Here is a 24423-nt window from a genome sequence, read left to right on the forward strand (position 1 = left end):
TGATGGTTGAAGATCTCTAATCTAAGTGAGGACCTCCTTTTTGGAAAGATCCCGCGCATTAAGGGACGCACCTCGCCAATTCTTTGCCGCTATTGGTTTTAAAGTAAATCTTTTGTTAGTTGCTAATTCAATAGTAATGCGCGTGCAGCTTATGCGCTATATCGTTATACAGCTTGCTGCGTCGTGGCTGGCACCAAGCATTTTTCTATGCACGACCGCGCTTCTTTTAATCAGACCATAGATCTTCCATGAAGCGACTTCTCGCAGGTATCCTCCTTGTTTGTTCCTTCACAGCACCGGCACTCGCTCAGAGCATTCCTTCTGTGGACAGTACCCATGTCGTCGCTGTCCACGCTGGCCAGCTCATTGACGGAACCGGAGCGGAGCTCCGTGAAGACGTCACGATCCTCATTCGTGGCGAACGTATTGCGGCAGTCGGCGCGGAGGTCGAGGTCCCCGACCAGGCCCACGAGATCGATCTCTCAGAGGCCACGGTTCTCCCGGGACTTCTCGACATGCACGTCCACCTTACCCAAGACCCCGGTTTGCGGAAGTCTTCACAAGGCGGACCCCGGGCTACAGCGCTCTTGTCGGGGCAAAAAACGTGCGCAAGACCCTACTTGCCGGATTTACCACGGTCAGAAACACCGCCGATTTCAACTGGTCGTCGGTGGGGCTCAGAAACGCAATTGAGGATCGTCTTCTGCCGGCCCCCCGTCTCTTTACGGCCGGCCGTTCCATCAGTATTTCCGGGGGCCACGGAGACCCTACCAACGGCTTTAGGCCGGGGACGGTGAAGGAGCTAGCCCCTAAGGAGGGAATTGCGAACAACGAGGCCGAAGTCCGAGAGGCGGTTCGCAAGCAGATCAAGCATGGGGCCGATCTGATCAAGATTCAGGCCACCGGTGGAGTGCTGTCTGAAGGCGATGAGCCGGGCGTCCAGCACATGACCGAAGAAGAAATGCGCGTGGCCGTCGAAACGGCCGAAATGATGGGAGTCAAGGTCGCTGCTCATGCCCACGGGACTACCGGCATCAAGGCAGCGGTCCGGGCTGGGGTCCACTCGATCGAGCACGGAACCTTGATGGACAAGGAGGCCATTCAGCTCATGAAAGAACACGGGACCTATCTCGTGCCGACCCGGATGGCTCCCCACACGGCCGTCCAAGCAGCGGAGGAAGGACGCCTTCCTCCCCACGTGGCCGAAAAGGCCCTGAAGATTGGGCCGAAGAGCCACGATCGTTTTCAAAAGGCGGTAGAAGCGGGCGTCAAGATCGCCTTCGGAAGTGATCCACCTCTCTTTCCCCACGGTGAGAACGCTGAAGAATTTGCGCTTATGGTCAAGGGGGGAATGGCGCCGATGGAGGCAATTATTGCCGCTACCCGGGAGGCGGCGAAGCTCCTTGGCGAATGGGACCGGCTCGGGAGCGTAGAGGTCGGAAAATACGCTGACCTTGTGGCCGTAAGCGAAAATCCCTTAGAAGACGTAAGCGCCTTAGAGGAGGTAGACTTTGTCATGAAAGGCGGGATCGTCTACAAACTGAAAGGACAACCTGTCGCAGCACCGGGCGGAACGCGAGGGCTGGGCCTCGAGAGGCGGGACGAATGAGAAGCAAAATGCACTGTATAACAAATCATTGCAGCCGACAACGGGCTGAGGCTGTTTTCGAAGGTTGGTGCCTCATGTGCTCTCTTCGTTCGTTTCGAAGTCCGTCGCGGCTGAATTAACATAAATCACTCATAGTGTATGAACATATTTGAAGTACTCAAATCAAGGTAATTCAAGATTACATGAACCCAGTATTTCTACAATGCTGGGATATTTACTTGATACCCATCGCGATCACGGTTTGGGGGATACTTTTTTTAGAGAATTTCTGTCTCTATTAAACAAAGAGAATAATGACAAAAGGATTTTTATGTAAATCGGTACACCGGAAAAGCAGAGTCGTTATTTGATGAAATTAAGAAAATAGAGAATGAACAATAGTAATTATTGTACCTAACCCCTTTAAAAAGGAAAATGTCAAGCAGATAGTCCTCACCCAGGGTTCTTCTTCTCACTTCTCATTCATAAATCCTCATTTCAAACCATTAGCTGGCAACCGGTGTCGCCGATCAAGCTCGGATTACCTGCCGGCATCCAAACCTCCGACAGCTGTCGGAGCTTATCTTCTGCCAATGTGAATCATGAGGTCCTCCTTAGTATCGTTTTGGGTTATAAGGTTGTCCATTTTTCCACAGCGCCCACCGGCGCCTGCCGGTTATACGCAATGTCGTTAGCGCTCGTAGAACTATCCAACTTGAATTTGCTTACTCAAAAGATGGTATTAATTTAAATTTCAGGCTAATACATAGGGAAAATTTCAAAAATAGTATGAGTAAACAACGATCTGAATATTTGTTTCCTTCAGGTTCCCGATTTGGGAAAGACAACCTAGTACTTCATGCAAGGGCCAAACGACACTCTGTTGAGAAGTTTGAAGGTACGTTATCTATCAAAACGGTTTTTCGGGGACGGGTTGCCTGGATTATCAACGGGCGCCCCCTTTACGTGGATTCCAACACATTTTTGATTCTTAACGAAGGAGAGAGATATTCCTTAAATATTGATGAACAACAACCAGTAGAAACCCGGTGTGTGTTTTTCCGACGTGATTTTATCGAGCAGATAGCCTACGAGATAACAAATCCCGTTGAGGGTTCTCTTGACGATCCTTCTGGAAGAACTTCTCCTGTGTATTTTCCAGCACGACTCCACCTAAACACAGATAATTTGCTATCCAAAGTATGGTCATTGGTTAAACAATATAGCTCTCAAATCCAGCCAAGTGGATTTCAGGAAGATCTTTTGAAGCTATCAGTAGCTCTGCTAAACCTGCACGACGGAATTACCGATCAAATTTCAAAGGTACCTGCAACGAAAGCTTCCACACGGGAAGAACTTTTTCGGCGGCTCCAGATTGCAAAGGAATATCTTCATAGTTGTGTAAATCAGACTGTCTCTCTAGAAGAAGTAGCTAAAACAGCTTGTTTGTCTCCTTATCATTTTCATCGAGTATTTCGACAGACCTTTCAAATAACCCCCCACCAATATTTAACAGACCTAAAACTAAAGAGAGCTCATTCATTATTAACCAGAAATCAAAGCGTGTCCGAAACAGCAAATGCAGTCGGCTTTAAAAGTATTTCTTCTTTTAGCAGGTTATTTTCAAACTATTTTGGGTTTTCACCCTCCACACTCATTGAAAATTAGCAAGATTCGACAAATCGTCTTTATGAGAAAAAAACTATAATTAGATGTTAACCATAAAGGAAAAAGAGCATCTATTATGAATCTTACACAAATTGGTCAAATATCACTTACCGTCGATAATGTTGATACTGCAGAACATTTTTATGAAAAGACTCTCGGTTTGCAGAAACTGTATCGTTTTAACCATCTTATTTTCTTTAATTGCGATGGTATCCGGTTGTTTATTACTGAACCGGAAGAGGGAGACTTTTCTCCTGCAAGCTCCATTCTTTATTTCAAAACATCGGATATAGCGGATGCTGTACATAAATTAGAGGCGAAAGAAGTATCATTCATTCAAGAACCTCACTTGGTCACCGAAATGGAAGATCACGATCTCTGGATGGCTTTTTTTGAAGATCCTGCCGGTAATACGCTCGCGCTTATGCATGAGGCCTCTAAAGGATATAATCCATCTTTAATACAACGGCGCTAACCCGCGCTTCAGCTCGTATGTGGATCGCCCTGCCTCTCCAGATACTGGTCGCTCTTTCTCGGCTTTTTTAAGAAACTGCTTTTACAAAGTTGGGCTGCAACAAGTGGTCCCTTTTCCAGAATTTTTGCTGGTTTCTTCAGATTGTCGCGAGTGTTGCCCCTCGGATCGCTCCCTTCTGCTTGTATTTTTGGCTGCAGTTGTTAATTTGGTTTTCCGGCAGAATCCACGCCGGGGAATTTTATGCGGTCTTTAATTGCTTGTTCTCAAAATTCACAATAAAATGAGGCGAATATGAAGTATCAACAAATCATCAAACGATATTATCAATCGTACAATTATGCCGACAAAGAGGCATTGAGAGAAATTTTAACCTCTGATTTCAAACATATTAGTGATTTTGCAACCTATACTAATCGAGATGAGATGATTGAAGAAATTTGGCCTACAGTTGGTCAATCGTGGGCCGAGGATCTGCAAATATTTGGATCCCATCCCGAATTCATGGTTCGTTATAAAGTGGTAGGTGGTGAGAGACCATCTCAAAACCAGTCTAATTATATTAGATTCGAAGGTGACAAAATCACTGAAATAGAAGTATTTATGGGACGAGAATTGGAATAAAAATGGTCGGGCTGTATTTACAAGTAATCTATTGGATTTACGAATTTTAACTGAGGTGATCGCTTAACAAAATCGCGTAGTATAGGAGCATGACCTGATCCAAAGATCACAATTATACGATCACCTTGAGTTGCCATATTTTCAATATTAGCAAAGATGTAGATGTTTCGCTTATACCACTCAGCAACAACTTCAGCCCCGACGTGTGATGAATCATCTCCCACCGATGCAATGCGCGCATATGGCTCTCGACTTTTCTCAAGTTGATTCTGCTGGTTTCTCAATATCAAAGCCTCCCTTATTGTTCCATGCAATGTAACGCTATCTTCATAGGCTACGGACTCTCTGTTAAAATAATCTTCAAAATAGTTTACAAATGTGGTGTCATTTTCTTTTGCATACTTTTGAACTTTTCGGAAAGCAAAAGGGGTCTTGTAGTTAATCGCATATACTTTATCGTGATTAAATCGCTTTGCAAGTCGAAACCCAATTTGCTGATCTTCAGATCGAGTAAGTGAGTGATGATCATTTTTGTATTGATCAAACAACAGATTTAAACTATCCGACTCAGCAGGTAATCGTTCAACCGCTATTTTCGTCGGTTTAAATTTTGCAAGTGAATCTACGACGGCCAAAATTTCTTTCTGTTTTTTCGGAGACTTTACATCCTTAACTTTTGAATTGTGGACATCTTTGCCCGGATTGGCGAAATGGAAGGTTCCTAAAAATCATTACTTCAGCAGGCCTGTCAGCCGTAGGAGTCTGGGCAGAAGCTTCAATATTAAACAAAAAAGAAATTAGTAGTGCTAAAAGAACTCGAGCATTCATTGATATAATATTTTTGATGTTAGAAAAGCTATGAGCAAAAAAGACTATAGGTAATCTAACGGATCAACCAGTTTCATTTCAGGGTTGGCTTCAACTAAATCACGTAAAATTGCTGAGTGACCCGATCCATAAAAAACGATAATACGATCACCGGGCTCAGCGATATGTTCAATATTGGCAAAGATTCGAATATTTCGATGATGCCAATTGGTAACAAGCTCAACACCCGGATAATCAGAGTTGTCGCCGACCGTTGCCGCCTTAGCATACATCTGTCGTTGGGCATCTTCGAAAAGAGAAGAGTTTGAATTTTTAAGAGCTTCCCGGACCGTTCCCTCTCGTTGTATTTTATTGGCTTTTTGCATTAACGTCTTTCCCCAATTCTGTAAGTACTCATTAAAATTGGTGTCATTTTCTTTGGAATACTTTTTCAATGGATCAAGATCAAATTGATACTTGTAGTCAACGGCATAAATGTTGTCATGTCCCGACATTTTTGCCAACCGGAAACCCAGCTGCTGGGATTCTGTTCGTTTTAGCTCGTACCTTTCTGCTTTGTATTCAGCATACAGACTATCTATGAATGACTGCTGATGAACCTGGGATTCAATTGCTATTTTATCAGGTTGAAAATCTTGTAACGATTTTGTTACTGATATTATCTCCTGCTGTTTTTTGGGTGTCTTTACATCTGCGGCATTAATATTAAACTCATCCTGATTGGGATTAGCGAAGTGATACGTGCCCACTATCATAATTTCAATAACCGGACGTTCTGGGTTTGGATGAATTTCCACAGGTTGAGAATTTGAGACAATAGGCGAGACAAGAAAAAAAGATAAAACTGTTATAAAAAAATAAAGTGTATTGTTATAAACATTCATTTGAAATTATTTTTAATTGCATAGCTATTTTACAAAATACAAGTACGAACGATGTAACTTTATGTTACAAATATAGTCTTTATGAAAAGTATTAAGTACCGCTAACCCGCCTTCAGATTACCACTAAGAAAAAAACTTACTTTGGTGGAATAATCCGCCGCTGGCCAGCCGGGTGACCTAGCTAACCTTGGGGTTATTATTCTCATATTTAATTTTTTATGGTCACCCTTATATAACTTAGTGTATTGACAATAAAAGGTGATGGTTATGAAATTTAATGTTCTTCCTTTTCTCGCACTTCTATTAGTTTTTACTTCCTGTACAATTTTAGGGAGTGATTCAACTAAATCTCAAATCGTTGGAGAATGGGAATGGATTAAGTCGACTGGCGGATTTGCTGGACATACTGTTACTCAGGATTCAACTGGATATTCTAAGCAACAAATTCATTATAGTGACAATAATGATTTTTCATTTTTTCGAGCGGATACTTTGGTAATATCCGGCAGATATTTAATCGAGAAGGATAATGGAAATCCAGTTATAAAGTACAATACATCTTACCCTCCGAATCAAAAAGTGGAATTTGATAACAATGATATACTGATACTTAAGGATAGATGTTTGGACTGCTATATAAGCACATATAAGCGTAAAAAATAAAAACTCGTCCCGTGAATAAGCGACTGCAGTTTCACTTGGTTCAAGCTTATCACAAATGATTGGTTTTCAGTGATCAGCCGTGATTACAATATCTGTACTACCTTAATATTTAATTCATATATCGATAACACCGGAAATAAACTTAAACATTTGGCCTGAATATTATTAATATCATTTTGGAAGTACCAAGACAAGTTAGTTCTTAAATAGCTGAAAATTTGGTGACAAAATTCCAATCAGTAAAATAGAGCTCTCAACCTGTAATCTTGTAGATACCCATCAACGTCATGAGCCTCTTCCCTTTTCCAAAAGAACTTCGGTTGAAGAAAAGCCCAGCTGCCGGTTTCGATTTGGGTAGTTTCCGTATTACATTTGAAATTAATTTCTACGTCGACCTGTCATCAGGTTTATAAGTAAGATTGATTAATAGAGATAAAAAGTTCAATACTATTCAAATGAGTCGTTTTAAAGGGGAAGGTTCAAAAAATTATAATCAGCGAATTTCCAAATTAATCCCGGGTTATGAGTTATTGCATCAACTCACTGCAGCTAAGCTTAACATATTGCTTCCCCGAAAAGCTAACATCCTGGTGGTTGGAGCTGGGACTGGAAATGAAATTCTTAAGCTCTCAATAATTAATAAAAGTTGGCAATTTACTGCTCTCGATCCCTCTAAGGATATGCTGGACATTGCCTACTCACGATTTAAAGAAAATGGAATTCAACAGCGGGTAAAATATCATAATGGCACGATAGAGAGCTTTAAAAAAACACAGAAATTTGATGTGGCCCTCTGCTTTTACGTCATGCATTTTATACAAACTTTATTAGATAAGGAGAATCTTTTAAAATCTATTCGAGATCATTTGAAACCAAAAGCTGATCTTCTCATTGCAGATCTGATGAAACCCCTTTCTGATAATGATAGGCTTGCCCAAGGCGAAGTAAGTCAAATGATGGGATTAACGGCAGAAGAAGCAGAAAATATGCTTTCCAGACTATCCACGGATTTCTATCCGCTTAATCGGGATGAACTTACTTCATTAATAAAAACAGCGGGATTCCAAGATATAACCCCCTATTTCCAGGCTCTACGCTTTTCGGCTTTCCATATTGCCAACTGAATTGTGTTTCAACTGAGACAAGTCTTATGCTTTGTTTCTTGTTTTTGCTTCAGTAATTCAAGCTTAGTACTCTTTAAATAAATCCAATACTGCAGTACAAATTGGTAAGTGGCAATTTCAATCCTCAAGACTATGTCATCAATAAAATTTTCGTATGGCCCCAGATGTTAGTTCGCTATAGATAACTGGATTATTTCAATAACTTTAATTTTCCTAATCAGTAGCTATGTGTTAACTTTCCGAAGTATAAATAGTTATAAATTTTAAACTTACATCAAGAGAGAGAAATATGGATCTTATCAAAATTATTTTCGCTGTTATACTCCCTCCCCTCGGCGTATTTCTGGAAGTTGGATTAACGGGTGCTTTCTGGTTAAACATTTTGCTTACTCTGCTCGGCTATATCCCCGGAATAGTTCATGCAGTTTGGATAATAGCTCAAAAATAATCTGCCTGTGGAAATTTTCTCCCAGAACTTCCAAGAGGAATTATAACACGTAACATGTTGATATGGCCCGAAACAGCATTCTGATACTATTGTGCCTCGTGGTTATGATTACTTTACCGCAACCATTAGACGCACAAGATAAAACTCAAACTCAGGAAAGTGACGAGACCTCCGTCCCGGAACAAGTGGATGTAAAACCGGCAGTCGAAGATTCCGAAATCCAAGAGCGTCTGTCGGGAATTTTATCCGCTACGGGATGGTTCACCGAAACAGAAGTAGAGGTAAATGACGGTGTAGTATTTCTCAAGGGATCAACAGAAACGGTTGAGTATAAGGAATGGGCAGGAGATTTGGCTCGAAATACCCAGGATGTGGCGGCAGTCGTAAATCAGATTGAAGTTACAGAACCTGATATCTGGAATTACGAACCTGCTTTTACTGGTATGCAAGAGCTGGGAAACAGTATTATGCGCTCATTTCCATTCATCGTCTTTAGCATACTTGTTTTACTTCTTTTTTGGGGAATTTCATTGCTGGTTGCCAAAGCTACTCGTGCTTATTTAAAAAATCGGGAAATGAATATCCTGTTGCAGGATATAGCCGCAAGAAGCATTGCAGTGATCGTCTTCTTGTTTGGAATATATGTTGTTTTCCATATTGCAGATTTAACAGGTGTGGCTCTAACTGTTCTGGGCGGTACGGGATTATTGGGAATTATACTGGGTATTGCTTTCCGTGATATCACAGAAAATTTTCTTGCCAGCATATTTCTGAGTCTGCAAAACCCTTTTCATGCGGGAGATCTCGTGGAGATCAACGGTCAGAAGGGTTTCATCGAACGCCTTACAATCCGTGCAACTCTGCTTATGACTTTGGACGGGAATCACCTGCAAATTCCCAACTCCACGGTATTTAAAAGTAGTATCCTCAATTTGACAAGCAATCCGAACCAGCGGACTACATTTATTATAGGTATCGGATATGATGACAGTATTGCCGTGGCTCAAGAACTTGGAGCGCAGATTTTGAAAGATCATCCTGCAGTGCTGTCTGAACCTGCACCATGGATTCTGGTGGATAAACTAGCTACTTCTACCATCAACCTACAGTTTTATTTTTGGGTAGATGCAAGTAGGCATAACCTGCTAAAAGTCAAGTCATCTGTGCTGCGTCAAGTGAAATCAGCTTATCTGAAAGAAGGTATTTCCATGCCTGATGAAGCCAGAGAAATGGTGTTCCCAAAAGGTGTACCTGTACAAATGACAAAAGATGATTCCGCCACAACAACTCCTCGCAGGGGAACTGGAAAAGCGGCTGATGAGCAGTATGACGATTCAAAAGTAGCTACCGATGCCGAAGGGCGCTTGAAGAGTAATGATGAAGAAATTCGTGAACAGGCCCGCAGATCTCGCTCACCCGGAGAAGGAGAAGATCTCCTCAAGTCTTAAATAAAGAGGAGAGTTTAAGAGAGTGTAAATCTAACTCTGTCTAATTATTAGTCTTCCTCGTGGTTACGGTTGATGTCAAGAGGAGACCGATACCCCAAATTTTATTCAGCTTTCTTTTACCTTTTCAGGTTAAAAAGAAACTAAATAAATTGAGGGCTCTGCGAATCTCTGTGGATTCCTCCGCGCCCCTCTGCGGTATTTATCCCTATTTTTACTACAGCTCAAGAATAATAAAATTTTCGACTCCCTCTTTTATTTTCTCCCTTCACATAGTTCATGAGCATAGGCCAGCAGCCTGTAAGGATGATCCCAAGGAATGTTCAGCATTCAGGACCTACCTAACTTCCCTGAGAGGTGTAAAACGTAATTTAACCCTGCTCCACCTCTTCCTGAATAGCTTCCAATAGTTCATCGCGTTTCATTTTTGAACGACCTGAAATATCTCTTTCTGAAGCTATATCATATAGTTCGTTTTTACTCATTTCACTGAAGCCATCCTTTTTTAGCTCCTCATTTTTATCTTCTTCCTCCCCGTCATTAGCAATGGCGTCCAGCAGTTCATCACGATTCATTTTTGAACGTCCGGAGATGTCCCGCTCCGCTGCAACATCATATAGTTCGGATTTAGTCATCTGGCTCAACCCATCCAGCTTTTCTTTGGGAACTACCTCTTCGGTCTCTGCTTTCATATCCTCCTGAATAGCTTTCAGCAGCTCGTCACGTTTCAGTTTAGAACGACCAGAAATATCCCGTTCCTTAGCTATGTCGTAAAGTTCCTTTTTGGTCATATGTTTAAGACCGTATATCCTCTCTTTTTCTTCATTTACCGTATAGGGAATCTCTTCATCTTCTCCCGCCTCTTTTATATCCTCTATGACTTTCTCCAGGAAGGCAATTACCTTTTTCCGCTGTGTCTTCTCATTGATATTCCACTCACCCTTGTTGGCCCGCAGATGAGCAACTTTAAATTTTTTACCGTCGAGACAGGTCATATAATTGTTGGCGTCCAGCTTGTCTACACGCTGGTGTGCTACAATCAGCCAGTTATAGCCGGTACCTACAGGCGCTCCGGATCCTTCCGGCGCCTTACCCGCTCTGGTTTTCCTGGTCTTATAAAAAACGTCCCATTCTTCAGGAGTTTTTTTCCGTTCCTTCCATTCTCCTTTGGCATAATACCACTTGTGTTGGCCGCCAATTTTCATTCCCGTATATCGCTTACCTTTGAACTCTTTGTACTTGTTGTACTTCTTATCTTCATCAGACATAACGCTATTGCTTTAGGACTGTGAATATGAAAATCTGCCGGGTTATTCACCTCTCTTTGAACAAAATTACATTTCGCATGTTCCACTTTACTAGATAAAACGTGCAGTTTACATACTCTTTTTCACAAATCAGTGTGCGATTTCAAAAGCGCGTTTCCACAGTGTTTCATCCCCCTCTTTTAAGACTTCCAACAATGCTCTCATCTCTCTCAGGTAGACACGGGCAAACCCCGGATCTTCTTCCCGAATGCTTTTGGAATTGTGAATCAGATCCGCAAGCTTGACCGTTTTCGCCTTTGGAGCTGCTTTTTTCAGATGCTGCCGATCTCTTTCTTTTCTTACTTTTCTATTTCCGTCTTCGGGTTTGCTGATATCGGTAAGCATCTCAACATATTTTGGAATTGGATCTCTAAATTCACTGTTGATTTCGTCCTGCGTAGTATGAGTGTCCTCCACTGTATCATGAAGCCAGGCGGCCGATAGCATGGCTGTTGTATGGGGAACGCTTCGTACAAGTTCAGCCACAGCATAAGGATGGACGATGTAAGGTCTGCCTGAATACTTTCTCTTTTGATTGATCTCAGAATGCCTTTTATGGGCAAATATCATAGCCTTCCGCTCCACTTCATCCATTTCTCCAGGCAGATCAATTATTGTCTGCAGCTCGGCTATTGCTCGGCGTTCTTCATTCATATTAATTTCATGATTTGTTAAATAACTCTGGAGATTATCCTTATTTAAAACGAAGTCAGGTACGTTTTAGTTTATTTTGCCGAGATGATATGTCAGCATTAAATATATTTTTGAACATAATCTCGTCTGCTTTGTACAATAGACTTCATCAAGAGATAATTTGAAAGTGTCAGGATATGAGTTCACTTATCATTATATATATCGCGAACATTATTATGGTCAGTTGGGTAAGCATTACAAGTCTGTTGTTCCCAAAAACAGCAAGGCGACTTGTATTCGCTAATGCTTACAATGATCCAAAACTTCTCAAACTGGTTGGATCTTTATACATGCCAATCTTTTTGTTGTCCTTACTGGGTTTGTTTTTTCCTTTAAAAATGAGCGTGATCCTGTTATATCAACTTATCTACAAATTTGTCTGGATCGTAGTCGCAGGTCTGCCTGCCATATTTAAAAACTACCCCTATCCCAAAGTTATGGCTGTCGTTTTTGTAATTTATCTGATCGTACTGCCCTTTATCATTCCCTGGGAATATCTGTTTTCTTGATAGAAACCGCATTAATTAATTTAATTTATTTCTCTCTTATTGATCAAAAATAATAGCGTATACCAACAGCACCGTTGCCTGCTAATTCTATTTCAGGCGTCAGACCTAAGATGGGAGCCGCTTCCACAAACATATCAAAAGGGATGTTAGAGAAAACGTAATTTAATCCGACAGGTACTCGTGCCCCGACTGCGGCTTCATCGGCAAAAATAATTCGTCCGCCCAGACCGTAGTACAATGCAAGATTATCAGGATCACTAAACCATGAATGCAGCAGAAAATCAGCATGAAGATGTAACGCCTCACCTTCCCTGCCTGTGAGCGACCATGCCGCTCCGATATCAAAAGCTGATCGGCTACTATTCCAGGATTTAACCGATATCCCTGTTGGTTCTCCAAGTAAAAAACCCAACCCTAAATTACCCCTTTCCTCGTCTATAATTTGTGCTTCAGTGGTATTCGGACTTAAAACAACTGCCAATCCAATAACAATTACGACTCCAAGTAGCTTCAGTGATTTCATGATTTTTTGGTTGATGAAGAGTTACTATTTGTATGTTTTTCTCTCTATTAAAGTAACCCGTGTTGGTTTCTAAAGTTTCAACCGAATTTAGTGAAGTCAGTATATGCTTCGTCGCTCTCCTGTGTCCTGACGTGAAAAACCAGGATCTGTTAAACATTCAAGGAGCTGAGCCTATTCTATGACAGGAACGGCGGATGTATTTCCTGCAATCCAGCTTGTCATCTCACGAAAAACTTCTCGGTAAGGTTTTACAGCAGGCCAATCTTGTTTTGTAGGCTCAATGAATTGAGTTCGTTTTTGCTCTCTAATTTTACTTAGAGCCTCAATAAGCTCCTGCTTTTGCTCATCGGAATAAAAGTCATTGTTCTTTATCTCTGCGATTTCTTCTTCATGGTCTGCCCTGCTCTCCGCCAGCTCTTCAGATATATCTATTGCCGAAATAGCGGCATGAATGCGTTCTTTTACGGCATCAAACTCATCTACCGCCCACCCATTTGATTGTAAAAGATCTGCTCTTTTAGTATAGAATTCTTGCACTACATCGTCATAAGCGGAGGCATTATTTTTCATCTTCTTTTGAAGTTTTGCTACGGCAATTCTGGTTTGCATCCAAGTTTTCACTTTCTGTTTAGTCAACAAAAGAGAATCAGGATGTGTGGTCTTTTTGTCATAAAAAGAGATAGCTGATAAATAATTCACGCATGCTGATTTATCCGGTAATGAATAACTGCCAATAAGCACTGTCATGATAAGCAGAAAAGAAATTAAAGATGCGGGCCTTAGAATCATTATAACAAGTCAGTTATTATTTATAACAATCTACAAAAAACCTCATCAACAGTCATCAGTGATAAGGTTTTGCTTTTTTTACTAATGATAACACTTCTGTATTTGCAGTTTTCTAGCTGTCATTCAATATTAAACTATCTATTACATTAAAGGTTGCAGCGGAATGATCTTCTGCTTCTATTCATTTTCATGATAAAATAAATACCTATTTAATTTAAAAAATCAGGTTATGCATAATATTAATTATAGCCTTTTGATAATTTCAATAGCTTTATTTTTGGGATGCGGGGGATCCACAGGTACCAACCAAAATTTTAATTTTTCGGAAGACAATGGTGGAATAACCCTGCCCGACGGATTCCAGGCTGTTGTTGTCGCTGACAGCGTAGGTCCCGCAAGACACATTACCACAGACGACAATGGAGATATTTATATAGCTCTTTCCGAAGAGCAGAATGGGAAAGGCATTGCTGCGTTGCGAGATGAAAATGGCGATGGACAGGCCGATATTGTAGAGTACTTCGGAACTCTTACGGGTACAGGTATTCGTTACCACGATGGATATCTTTATCGCAGTTCCGATACATCTATTGTGCGATATGAGCTAAATAGTGATGAATTAGTTCCCGAATCAGAAGCAGAAACGGTAGTCGGTGGATTTCCTGATCAAAGTTCACATGCTGCCAAATCTTTTACTTTTGATAATTCTGGTAACCTGTATGTAAATATTGGCGGACCTTCTAACGCCTGTCAGGAAGAAGCTCGAACTCCCGGTTCACCCGGTATGGACCCCTGCCCTCAGTTAGAAAATCATGCAGGTATCTGGCAATTCGATGCTAATACGACCGGACAGACAATGCAGGATGATGGAACTCGCTACGCGACCGGAATCAGAAATTCCGTTGCTCTAAACTGGAACGAAAATGCTGATCAACTTTATGTAGTACAACATGGACGCGATCAGCTGAATTCTCTGTGGTCGGATTATTTTAATGAAAAAGATAACGCTGAACTACCGGCTGAAGAATTTTTACAAGTAAATGAAGGTGATGATTTTGGCTGGCCCTACACTTATTACGACGGGACTAAGGATCAGCGAATGCAGGCGCCCGAATATGGCGGCGACGGTGAAACACCCGCCGAAGGTGACTATGAGGATCCAATAATGGCTTTCCCCGCCCATTGGGCTCCTAATGACCTGCTTTTTTACAACGGAGATCAATTTCCTGAGAAATACCAGAACGGAGCATTTGTTGCCTTCCATGGAAGCTGGAATCGTGCTCCTGAACCTCAACAAGGGTACAACGTGGTCTTTGTACCATTTGAGGACGATAAGCCCGCAGGTGATTACGAGGTTTTTGCTGACGGATTTGCGGGAGCGGATACACTCCGTTCCCCCGGAGAAGCCGAGCATCGTCCCATGGGGCTGACTATTGCTAATGATGGATCTCTGCTAATTGTTGATTCAATGAAAGGGAAAGTTTGGCGGGTCATAAACACTGATTAAATTTAACTACTGAATTATTTATCCTCTGCCCTCATCATTAGTCATGATGAGGGCTTTTTTTAGCAGTTATCTCTCTGCCATTTTGATACAGAGTCAAGCGATCCGGCTGTTCTCCATCGTTGACTGAAAATTGGATTTTCGCATTTACAGCTTTATAGACAAAAGTTTTTTCTGATTTTGGGTACACAGGCAGTTTATTCTGTCCCGTTAGCTGAACATAAAGCTGATTGTTGTTATGGCTTACACGAAATGACGCGCCATTTCCAACCCGATATTCTCCCACATATTTTTCAAGCTGATCGGCGGTTAGTGAAATAAAATTATCTAACTGATGATCCTGATCAAGGATATGAAATCCGATATCATCAATACTCTCATTGGTGTTGCTCAAAACTATAGCTCCTGTTTGATTTTCAAGATTCATCCCGATAAATGAATGAAATCCCCCGGTGCCTCCATTATGCCACAGAATACTATCGGCTTGGGTAGAAAGTATCCATGCCATACCTATTTTATCCTGAATTTTTCCTTGCTCTTCATTGATATCGAACAATATTTCCTGGGACTTTTGTATAGCCGCTTGCAAATCGGTATTCCTAAAGCCAAGATGTGCCTTTAGGAAAGACGTCATATCAGCGGTGTTAGATGTCAACGCACCGGCTGCTTTAATTGGTCCAAAATCCCACCGAGGCACCTCTTCTCCGGCTCGATGACCACTAGCGACAGAATGGGCTTGTGAATTAATACTTACTCCGCTGCTCGTCATATCAAGCGGCTCCAGGATCTGCTTCTTTATCACCTGCTCATATGAGGCATCATATTGATGCTCAAGAATGTATCCTACTATAGCCATGCCCAGGTTCGAATATGCAAATTGTGCTCCCGGTCTACGGGGTAATTCATACTCCGACAAAAAGGCCTTTAGCTTAGATTCCGTATATCCATCATACGGATTTGAAGCATCTTCAACAGATAAATTACCAGGAACTTTTGGAAGCCCCGATGTATGAGTCAGCAAATGTTTTAATGTAATGGATTGTCCTTCATATTCGGGCAAATCAAAATCTGTCGGGAGTAAATTTTCGGCATTGGAATTCAGCGAAAGTTTCTTTTCTTGAATAAGATTTGATATAGCCAGAGCAGAAAAAACTTTCGTTATTGATCCTATTTCAAAGATTGTATTCTTATCTACCGCTGTATTTTCTTGTTGAGTTAAAGTGCCTTTTGTATAAAAAGATGTTTCTGCCTCTGGCGAAACATAGCCAACGGCAACACCTACCATCGGACCGTTATCAACTTTCTTGTCAATAATTTCCTGTGCCTTTTGTGGTATGGTATCCTGCGAGATGGCTGAAGAAATTATTAGAAAAACGAAACAAAATCCGATGACAAATATTCTACAGAAGGTTTTCATTATACTGATAGATTTACGATTAACATTTGTTTAATTATTTGACTCTGTAATGGAGTCGATGGCCTCATTTATTTCCAAAATGAGAGGATCATATTTGTGTTTGACTGTATTTTGATTATACCTCCACACTATAAGAGCAACAATAAGTACAAGTGCCATATAGCCGATCTGAAATAGTAGACTGGTCTCAAATCCAATCGTAATTAAAAATAAGCCGGCAGTAATCGGGGCGATATACCACCATGCAATATTTTGTGATAACTTTTTTTGACGTTTTACTCGCTCCAATTCTTTGTTAAGATGTTTCTTCAGAGAGTGATCAGGTAATTCTGGTGCATCAATCTTTTTTATCTGATTCTTTTTAAGCGTATACCAGATAAAGATGCCGGCAAAAATAATGACAGCGCTTCCTGCTTTTATCCAGATTGAATGTGAGTACAGAAGATAATATCCAAAAATCATGATCAGGATGATGCAGGTTATAATTTCCAGCCGGTCACGTGATTTAATCTCTTTCTCCAGCGCCAGCATTTTGTTGTTGATCAGCATCATAATTTCTGATTGTGAGTAATCCTGCTTCGTATCCACTTCCTGTTGTCGCCAGATTTTCTTCATTTCATCAATTTCCATCGTCAACACCTATTATTTTTGAAAGTTTTTTCTTAATTCTGTTCAATTTCACACCTACGTAATTTTCTGTGATATCAACTACATAACTAATTTCAGTGTAGCTAAATCCTTCTAAGTGCATGGTAATTATAGCTTTTTCGGAATCATCTAATGTTGAAATAGCTTCATAAATTTTGTCTAACTGCTCATTTTCACCAGAGCGATATGAGGAGTTTTCACGATTCTTTTTTGCTGCTTTTCTCTCCTCTTTAAAGTCAGAATGATATTTTTTTCGGGTATTTTTTCGCCGATTGAAAGAGATAGCTGTGTTGATAGCCAGCCTGTAAATCCAGGTATCAATGTTAGCCTCACCATTAAAAGATGGTAGTGACCTCCAAATCTGAATAAGTATTTCCTGGAAAAGATCATCTTCATCGGCTTTCCGATCGCAGTAAACCCGACAAAGATGGCCGAGCCGATCTCTGTTATTCTGTATAATTTTTGTGAACTCTTCTTCTGAAATATCCACCAGTAAAATTAAATTCGGTTTAATTAACCTCTTACATTATGTTAGTCGTTTTTCATTTGTAAAAACTTACAGATAATTTTCCCCTTTGATTTATTTTGGAATAAATATAGCTCATAATTTTATTTAGCTATTACTAGTAGAGACCATTAATCTTTATATCAACAGTATATGGCAGCTTCTTCTAAAAAAGTGATATATGCAGCGCTCATCGGAAATGCTCTTATCGCTATAACTAAATTTTTCGCCTCTTTCATCACAGGTAGTTCGGCCATGCTTTCCGAGGGTATTCACTCTTCTGTTGATACGGGTAACCAACTGCTGCTACTTTTAGGTTTGAAGAAAGCAAAACAGCCGGCTAGTAAAGAATTCCCATTCGGTCATGGCAAAGAGGTATATTTCTGGAGCTTTGTGGTAGCTATTATGATTTTTGCTGTGGGAGCCGGAATTTCTACTTATGAAGGCATCCACAGCGTGATGGATCCTCATCCTATAGAAAACCCGCTGATCAACTATATCGTACTGGGACTGGCAATGATCTTTGAAGGATTCGCTCTCTATTTTGCCTGGAGGGAGTTTGATAAGGCGCGGGGTAAGCGAGGATACTATGAAGCCGTGCGAAAGGAGAAAAATCCCACTATCTTTGTGGTTTTATTTGAAGATACGGCCGCAATGTTGGGATTAGTCGTTGCATTTTTGTCAATTGCCATCGGGCAATTGACAGGATTACATATACTAGATGGCGTTGCCTCTATAATTATTGGAATAATATTAGGCGCCACAGCCGCTTGGCTGGCTTATGAAACAAAAGGTTTGCTTATTGGTGAAAGTGCCGACCCTGAAATTGTATCCGGAATCAACAAAATTACATCCACCCATTCGGCTATATCCAGCGTTAATGAAGTTCTGACTATGCACATGGGGCCTAACTTTATCTTAGTAAATCTAAGTCTGAATTTTAAAGACAAGCTTAAGATTTCAAACCTCGAAGCCGATATTGAAATACTCACCAAAGAAATCAAACAAGCATTTCCCAGGGTTAAGCGCGTATTTATTGAAGCTGAAAAAGCTCGGGAGTAATTAAAAATTTAATAGAAGGCATCTAATGGATCATCCACAATACACTGGCATTTTAATAATTTTGCTAATGATTACCAGTGTAACTACCTCAAAGGCACAATCTGCAGATACAACATCAGATAAAGAACAATCGGAAAAAAGGTATGCCAATTTTTTAGATAAGTTTGAGTGGGCCGACTCCCAGCGTTCGGACCTTCATGAGATTAATTTCATCGGTGGATATTCTTTTCACTCTACACGCGGGTTTTGGGGCAAAATTCCTCAGGCACGACTCAGTATTTTTACCTTACGGTATAATCGAAAATTACTAGTTGTCAGCGACGTTCACCTTCTGGAATATGTGGGTGAAGTCAACTTATCGGCCAACTATCAGATTTCAGAAACTATTAAGTATCCGGGAGGCTCGTTTTCCGGTTACGGGTTTAGTCCTTTGGGTTTTCAACTCAATGTAAATCAACAAAATGATGTACAACTTTTCTTTAAATCCTCAACAGGGTTTATGTTTTTTGATGAACCTTTTCCGGATCAACGAGGCGTAAAATTTAACTTTACACTCGAGCTGGGTGGCGGCCTTGAATTTATAATCGCCGAGCATATGTCGCTATCTGTCGGATATAAGTATCATCATATGTCCAACGGACAGATCGGCCAAATAAATCCGGGGGTTGATTCAAATGTTTTTTATACAGGCATAACTATTTTTTAAAGGAAAATTACCCGCCTTTTTTGTTTAAAGAAGGTTTTGAAAATCGGGTCATCCTGTCCACCAGCCCCGTGGAACATACCAACGGGTTCCAGCCGGCGGATCAGAATCTATAGATGAAATACAGCTTAAAGCTTTAGATGAAACCTTAGCAACAGATGCTTACCCGAAAGCATTCGGGACAGCATGACATAGTTGGTTTTCAAAACCTCTCTTAAACAAATTGTTCTTCCGCTCGTAAACGATTTCGAATCCCAATAAAAACAAACCTAATGCGAACGAAGGCTATTGTTACTTTTGTCATTACTTTATCCTTCTTAATGATTGAATTTCCTGCCCTGGCACAAGAAAATTCTAACAATAACCAAGAATGGAAGAAGTATGATCTGGAATATCGAATGTTCCGAGCATCACTGACTCCAGGTCTTAGTACAAATGGATTTAATGCCACAAATTACGCATCAAAATATTCACTGAACATTCTGGCAGGTTTTAACGGTGCGCTCGTTGACAGTGGCTTTGAGCTGGGAGGAATTTTTAACGGGAATAAATATTATGCTCACGGTGTACAAATTGCCGGATTGGTCAACTATTCCGGCAAGGAAACTGCAGGGATCCAACTGGCGGGATTGGGAACTGTGAGCGGAGAACAGTTGCAAGGTATTCAACTATCCGGACTGGGAAATTGGTCGGGCGACAATATGCAGGGAATTCAGGTAGCGGGGCTTTTTAACCGATCTCAGGGTACGTTGCAGGGGCTCCAGACAGCGGGTGTGCTTAATATGTCTCAAGATGATATGCAGGGACTCCTATCTTCTGGAGTAGCAAATATATCGATGGGCAGTATGCAGGGACTGATATTTTCAGGAGCGTTAAACATAGCGCGTGAAGATATGCAAGGCATTTTAGCTTCAGGAGGAATAAACTACTCCCGATCTTTTCAGGGAATCGGGATGGGTAGTATTAACATTACCAAAGAGTTTCAAGGGATTCAGGCCGGAGCTGTAAATATTGCCGAGAATGGTCAAGGTATACAGTTGGGTATTATCAACTTCGCCAATGAATTTGAGGGCGCTCCGATAGGAATAATCAGCTATTATGGCAATGGACGCCAAAATATTGAAGTCTGGTCCAGTGAAACTGGGTTTACCAATGCAGGATTAAAATTAGGTACTCAGGAGGTTTACAATACGATTTCAATTGGTGTAAACCCATTCCTCAATCGAGATGTCTGGCAAGTAGGTTGGAGTATTGGTAAGCTCGATAGGTATCGAAATCACTATGAATACAAAGACTTTTCGTTTCATAAAATTAATGAAGGCGGCTGGACTAAAGATTTAAACTCTTTATTTAAATATCGGCTGTTATTCGGAAAAGAAGTTGCAAATGGACTCAATATTCATGGCGGTCCGACCTTTAATATGCTGGTTTCCAGTTTGTCACAGAGCAGTGACTATACGTTTTATCGGCTCTTCGATATTGAAACCAGCAGCCGGCAATATGTTTTCTGGATTGGAGGTAGTGTAGGAATAGAACTGTTTTAGTATTTGATATTCTATTATCGGCCAAGCAAAACCTCTCTGGCAATTCTGTCATTGACCCGAAGTATTGGGAGGTTGGACTGATCTCACAACAAGAGAGGAAACGAATGGAAGATCAGCCTGTATTGTTATACATTCGGATAAAGAAATAAATCATTTGCTATGAGAATATTTTTACCATCTATTCTGCTAGTGCCAATACTAATTTTTTCCGGCTGTACGGAACCAAAAATAGATAAAAAGAATGATGTAAAAGTATCCGCCGTGGCAGAAAAAGAGATGTTGGCTTCCCAAGCCAGTGATACTATGGAATACGAAGTAACAAAATCGGAAGAGGAATGGCGTGCTCAGCTTTCACGAAGCGAGTACAGAATTCTGCGTAAAAGAGGTACGGAACTGCCTTATGTAAACGAATATTATGATAATAAGAAAGAAGGCGTTTACTATTGCAGGGCGTGCGGACAGCCCCTATTTACATCAGAAACTAAGTATGAGTCAGGTACGGGGTGGCCTAGCTTTTGGCAGCCGATCAAACCATCTGTAGTGGGTGAAAAAGAAGACAACAGCCTGTTTATGACTCGTACTGAAACGGTTTGTGCTCGCTGCGGTTCACATCTTGGACACGTCTTTGAGGATGGGCCTGAGCCCACGGGACTCCGATACTGCCTAAATTCCCAGGCATTAAACTTTAAAGAAACGGATCTCTCCTCTATTGATCCGGATACACTTTCTATCCTCAATGAATGAATCTTTTGTTCTCAGCCCCCGTAAATAATCCAGTATCAAATTAAGGCCCTAGTTGAAAAGACGGTGCTGAAAGTTATATTAGGGTGACGAAAATATCCCTAACAAAAAAATTGTACTATGGCTGAAGATGCAAAGATTCTACTAGAGGGGCAGTTTAATCCGAAGATAAGAACCTATTTGCTGGTTTACGGATCTTTAATTTTGACCATAACCATTGTGGGAATTGTATTGCTGCCTGTTTACTGGATAGCCGGTCCTCATTTTCTAAGGAAGTATTTTGAGCGATTGAGTGCAGAATTAACCACTCGTGCTCTGCGCTTCGAAAAGGGCGTTATTTTTCATGTTGAACGAACGATCCCGCTGGATAAGATTCAGGACCTCACCTTTAAAGAAGGTCCGCTGCTAAAGTATTTCGGCCTTAGCATTCTTAAAGTTGAGACCGCCGGAGGCAGCAATCAGGGACAGGCGGATCTTACTTTAATTGGAATTGTAGATGCATCCAACTTCAGACAACGCGTGCTACAGCAACGGGATAAGGTCACTGAAAATAAATATAGTGATGATTCTGGCTTCCAAACGAGTGAATCTACCCTGGCAGTTCTTAAAGAGATTCGAGATTCACTGAAGAATATCGAAGGGAAGATTAGTTAGCTTCTTTTTAACAAGATTATCTAAGATGTCCATGTTTTTAATAGCTGATATCTTTGCAAAACCTAACATGTCATGCTGAACCTTTAGTCCTGAACTTGATTCAGAGATCTCTTTCAGCATCTATTGCAATGAGACGATAGATGCTACTAGTTGGTACATCCAGTGATAGACCCTGAAATAAATTCAGGGTGAATTCAATATCCTCCACTGTTCCGAGGGAGTTGAACTCCCGAGGTGATATAGTTCGAGGGTACAACCCTCTCAGAACTATCTTTTGTACTTTTATCTCGTTCCCATGCTCTGAGTAAGAACGAGTATAGTTGAGGATAACAAGTAGTTAGCACCCAACCAGGCAGAAGTCTGAACTCAACCAAGGCAAAGACTACTTTAGTATCTCTTTGGAGAAGCCTCAACTTTTTCCTCGTGGTCAACAGTCCTACCAGCAATTCTGTCGTTATAAAAGTAGAAGAGTCCCATTGCAATCGCCCACTGCACAAACACCGTTGCCAATGAAAAGGTGCTTATCGGGTTATACCAAGCTTCAACAGAGGCACTTTGATATATCCACCAGATGAGCAGCGATACCACCTCAACCGGTACTACATACTTTATGATGAAATCCCACCAGCTGCCAAGCGTATATCTTCGCTCTTTTACATTTACTAATGTTGAGCGGAATTTGGTCGGATTGAATTTAATGATCGCAAACGACATAAATGCGCCAGAAACCAGCAATCCTATTCCCCAGACGGTATCCTGATTGACCAGGAAATCGGTAGAGATGGCGGAAGGCAATCCGAATAAAAAGCCGGTAGCACAGACTGCAATTGTAGCTCTGGAGCGTGAAATATTCATATCAATCAAAACGCGGCTGGCTAACTCAATCATAGAAATAAGGGAACTAAAAGCAGCAAATGTAAGACCGAGGAAAAAGATAATCGCAAAAAATCGTCCGCCGGCCATCTCGTTGAAAAGCTGCGGCATCCACATAAAGGTAAGGCCGGTACCTGCCGGACCTGATTCCTGCATAATATTCAGGATTTCACCGTTGGCCATACTGCTTCCCAGCGTCCCAAAAACAGTAGAGAAAATAGTAACTGCAGCAAGCAGTGAAACGATATTGTTACCTATCCCCGTCTGGAAGGCACTAATAGTTACATCATCGCTGCTACGCATGTAAGCAGCGTAGGTCAGAATTAGTCCCCAGGCGGCACCGGTATCCCAGGCATTTTGTGTTAGAGCCTCAATCCAAAGCGTTGGTTCAGACAATGTTGACCAGTCAGGTGTAAAGAGGTATTCAATCCCCTGAAAGCTGCCCGGAAGCGTCAAAGCTCGAATCATTGCCACCACTACCACAACAAGCAAAGACGGTATTAATATCTTGTTGATCCGCTCGATCGATGAAATACCTTTTATGACAATAAATCCACCGGCACCGATCATCAATGCATGAAATACAGAAGGCCAGGCCGTCCCCTGAAATCCATACCATACTGTTTCGGCCTGTTCCACATTAGCGGGCAAGGTGGCGGTCACAGATTCTATCAAGTAGTACAGGCACCATCCCGCTACCACGCTGTAGTAAAACATGATAGCCGTGGCTACAAAACCAATAAAGGTGCCCATCCAGGCATATTTTTTACCAACCAGTTTGATAAAAGAGCCTACAACTCCTTTGCGTCCATTGCGTCCGATCCCATATTCGGCGATAATCAGAGGGATAGAAAACAAAAACAGACACGAAATCCAGGCAATAAGAAAAGCACCGGCTCCCTCCTGCCCCCCATTCTGTGCGGCGATTCGGGGGAATCGCCAAATGTTGCCGGTACCTACAGCGATGCCTAATACACTGAGAATCAATCCCAATTTGGACGAAAATAGATCGTTACTGCCTGTTTTGGAACTCATAAATAATTATTTGTTATCGATTTTATCTGATTGGCCGGTAAAAAAGCCCGCGCCTATTTTTAATGATTTTTTTTGGGAGTGGCAACCGAATGTGAAACGAATATCAGGATTTAAAAATATTTATCAACTTTTACCGTTAAACAACTCTTATTCGTTGGCTTCTAATTCTCCT

General features: G+C 41.3%; 24 protein-coding genes. 14 read left to right on the forward strand and 10 right to left on the reverse strand.

Annotated features, from left to right (window positions below):
• The first annotated feature begins 604 nt into the window (after window positions 1–604).
• The 4 genes from ACT3ID_RS06060 to ACT3ID_RS06075 all read left to right on the forward strand — a co-directional run bounded on the left by ACT3ID_RS06060 (window position 605) and on the right by ACT3ID_RS06075 (window position 4352).
• Entirely contained in the window at window positions 605–1609 is a 1005-nt protein-coding gene (locus ACT3ID_RS06060) for a metal-dependent hydrolase family protein (RefSeq protein WP_491541108.1), read from the forward strand.
• Between the two features lie 768 nt (window positions 1610–2377).
• Window positions 2378–3256, forward strand: coding sequence for a helix-turn-helix transcriptional regulator (locus ACT3ID_RS06065; protein ID WP_491541109.1), 879 nt, complete (start codon window positions 2378–2380; stop codon window positions 3254–3256).
• A gap of 76 nt (window positions 3257–3332) precedes the next feature.
• Window positions 3333–3731, forward strand: a complete 399-nt coding sequence (locus ACT3ID_RS06070) for a VOC family protein (RefSeq protein WP_491541110.1) — start codon at window positions 3333–3335, stop codon at window positions 3729–3731.
• Window positions 3732–4022: 291 nt separating this feature from the next.
• The gene (locus ACT3ID_RS06075; RefSeq protein ID WP_491541111.1) at window positions 4023–4352 is read left to right on the forward strand and encodes a nuclear transport factor 2-like protein; all 330 of its coding nucleotides are present in this window, start codon (window positions 4023–4025) and stop codon (window positions 4350–4352) included.
• 17 nt (window positions 4353–4369) lie between these two features.
• Here the strand turns inward: ACT3ID_RS06075 and ACT3ID_RS06080 are convergent, their stop codons facing one another.
• On the reverse strand, window positions 4370–4987 hold the full coding sequence (locus ACT3ID_RS06080) for a DUF5694 domain-containing protein (RefSeq protein ID WP_491541112.1): 618 nt from the start codon (window positions 4985–4987) through the stop codon (window positions 4370–4372).
• Window positions 4988–5224: 237 nt separating this feature from the next.
• Window positions 5225–5977, reverse strand: coding sequence for a DUF5694 domain-containing protein (locus tag ACT3ID_RS06085; RefSeq protein ID WP_491541113.1), 753 nt, complete (start codon window positions 5975–5977; stop codon window positions 5225–5227).
• Window positions 5978–6331: 354 nt separating this feature from the next.
• On the opposite strand from ACT3ID_RS06085, the gene ACT3ID_RS06090 reads away from it, so the two are divergent.
• From ACT3ID_RS06090 to ACT3ID_RS06105, 4 genes are all read left to right on the forward strand, one after another.
• A complete protein-coding gene (locus ACT3ID_RS06090) occupies window positions 6332–6727 on the forward strand; it encodes a hypothetical protein (RefSeq protein ID WP_491541114.1) in 396 nt (131 codons plus the stop codon).
• 455 nt (window positions 6728–7182) lie between these two features.
• On the forward strand, window positions 7183–7851 hold the full coding sequence (locus tag ACT3ID_RS06095) for a class I SAM-dependent methyltransferase (protein ID WP_491541115.1): 669 nt from the start codon (window positions 7183–7185) through the stop codon (window positions 7849–7851).
• A gap of 289 nt (window positions 7852–8140) precedes the next feature.
• Window positions 8141–8299: a YqaE/Pmp3 family membrane protein gene (locus tag ACT3ID_RS06100; protein ID WP_491541116.1), complete on the forward strand. Its 159-nt coding sequence runs from the start codon at window positions 8141–8143 to the stop codon at window positions 8297–8299.
• Window positions 8300–8403: 104 nt separating this feature from the next.
• Window positions 8404–9747 (forward strand): mechanosensitive ion channel domain-containing protein, encoded by a 1344-nt coding sequence (locus tag ACT3ID_RS06105; protein ID WP_491541117.1) that lies wholly within the window; start codon window positions 8404–8406, stop codon window positions 9745–9747.
• A 368-nt stretch (window positions 9748–10115) separates the two neighbouring features.
• On the opposite strand, the gene ACT3ID_RS06110 is transcribed toward ACT3ID_RS06105, so the two are convergent.
• The 4 genes from ACT3ID_RS06110 to ACT3ID_RS06125 all read right to left on the reverse strand — a co-directional run bounded on the left by ACT3ID_RS06110 (window position 10116) and on the right by ACT3ID_RS06125 (window position 13475).
• On the reverse strand, window positions 10116–11012 hold the full coding sequence (locus ACT3ID_RS06110) for a Rho termination factor N-terminal domain-containing protein (protein WP_491541118.1): 897 nt from the start codon (window positions 11010–11012) through the stop codon (window positions 10116–10118).
• A 129-nt stretch (window positions 11013–11141) separates the two neighbouring features.
• The gene (locus tag ACT3ID_RS06115; protein WP_491541119.1) at window positions 11142–11705 is read right to left on the reverse strand and encodes an HD domain-containing protein; all 564 of its coding nucleotides are present in this window, start codon (window positions 11703–11705) and stop codon (window positions 11142–11144) included.
• Window positions 11706–12296: 591 nt separating this feature from the next.
• Window positions 12297–12776: a hypothetical protein gene (locus tag ACT3ID_RS06120; protein WP_491541120.1), complete on the reverse strand. Its 480-nt coding sequence runs from the start codon at window positions 12774–12776 to the stop codon at window positions 12297–12299.
• A gap of 171 nt (window positions 12777–12947) precedes the next feature.
• On the reverse strand, window positions 12948–13475 hold the full coding sequence (locus ACT3ID_RS06125) for a hypothetical protein (protein ID WP_491541121.1): 528 nt from the start codon (window positions 13473–13475) through the stop codon (window positions 12948–12950).
• Window positions 13476–13794: 319 nt separating this feature from the next.
• Here ACT3ID_RS06125 and ACT3ID_RS06130 point away from each other — a divergent pair, with 319 nt between their 5' ends.
• Window positions 13795–15072 carry a PQQ-dependent sugar dehydrogenase gene (locus tag ACT3ID_RS06130; protein WP_491541122.1) on the forward strand — a complete coding sequence of 426 codons (1278 nt, stop codon included), beginning with the start codon at window positions 13795–13797 and terminating at the stop codon, window positions 15070–15072.
• 37 nt (window positions 15073–15109) lie between these two features.
• On the opposite strand, the gene ACT3ID_RS06135 is transcribed toward ACT3ID_RS06130, so the two are convergent.
• From ACT3ID_RS06135 to ACT3ID_RS06145, 3 genes are read right to left on the reverse strand one after another with little or no spacing between them, the layout of a single operon-like run.
• A complete protein-coding gene (locus tag ACT3ID_RS06135; RefSeq protein ID WP_491541123.1) occupies window positions 15110–16486 on the reverse strand; it encodes a serine hydrolase in 1377 nt (458 codons plus the stop codon).
• A 30-nt stretch (window positions 16487–16516) separates the two neighbouring features.
• Window positions 16517–17116 (reverse strand): hypothetical protein, encoded by a 600-nt coding sequence (locus ACT3ID_RS06140; RefSeq protein WP_491541124.1) that lies wholly within the window; start codon window positions 17114–17116, stop codon window positions 16517–16519.
• Window positions 17106–17624 carry an RNA polymerase sigma factor gene (locus ACT3ID_RS06145; protein WP_491541125.1) on the reverse strand — a complete coding sequence of 173 codons (519 nt, stop codon included), beginning with the start codon at window positions 17622–17624 and terminating at the stop codon, window positions 17106–17108. The genes ACT3ID_RS06140 and ACT3ID_RS06145 overlap by 11 nt, the downstream gene beginning before the upstream one ends.
• Window positions 17625–17792: 168 nt before the next feature.
• Here ACT3ID_RS06145 and ACT3ID_RS06150 point away from each other — a divergent pair, with 168 nt between their 5' ends.
• The 5 genes from ACT3ID_RS06150 to ACT3ID_RS06170 all read left to right on the forward strand — a co-directional run bounded on the left by ACT3ID_RS06150 (window position 17793) and on the right by ACT3ID_RS06170 (window position 22343).
• Entirely contained in the window at window positions 17793–18701 is a 909-nt protein-coding gene (locus ACT3ID_RS06150) for a cation diffusion facilitator family transporter (protein WP_491541126.1), read from the forward strand.
• A gap of 67 nt (window positions 18702–18768) precedes the next feature.
• Window positions 18769–19407, forward strand: coding sequence for an acyloxyacyl hydrolase (locus tag ACT3ID_RS06155; protein ID WP_491541127.1), 639 nt, complete (start codon window positions 18769–18771; stop codon window positions 19405–19407).
• 269 nt (window positions 19408–19676) lie between these two features.
• Complete coding sequence (locus ACT3ID_RS06160) at window positions 19677–20948, forward strand: LA_2272 family surface repeat-containing protein (RefSeq protein WP_491541128.1); 1272 nt, start codon at window positions 19677–19679, stop codon at window positions 20946–20948.
• A gap of 159 nt (window positions 20949–21107) precedes the next feature.
• Window positions 21108–21692 (forward strand): peptide-methionine (R)-S-oxide reductase MsrB, encoded by a 585-nt coding sequence (msrB, locus tag ACT3ID_RS06165; RefSeq protein WP_491541129.1) that lies wholly within the window; start codon window positions 21108–21110, stop codon window positions 21690–21692.
• Window positions 21693–21809: 117 nt separating this feature from the next.
• Window positions 21810–22343, forward strand: coding sequence for a PH domain-containing protein (locus ACT3ID_RS06170; protein ID WP_491541130.1), 534 nt, complete (start codon window positions 21810–21812; stop codon window positions 22341–22343).
• A gap of 387 nt (window positions 22344–22730) precedes the next feature.
• Here ACT3ID_RS06170 and ACT3ID_RS06175 read toward each other — a convergent pair whose 3' ends face one another.
• On the reverse strand, window positions 22731–24251 hold the full coding sequence (locus tag ACT3ID_RS06175) for a sodium-dependent transporter (protein ID WP_491541131.1): 1521 nt from the start codon (window positions 24249–24251) through the stop codon (window positions 22731–22733).
• Window positions 24252–24423: the final 172 nt, after the last annotated feature.

The sequence above is a fragment of the Fodinibius sp. GM108 genome, assembly GCF_058386985.1.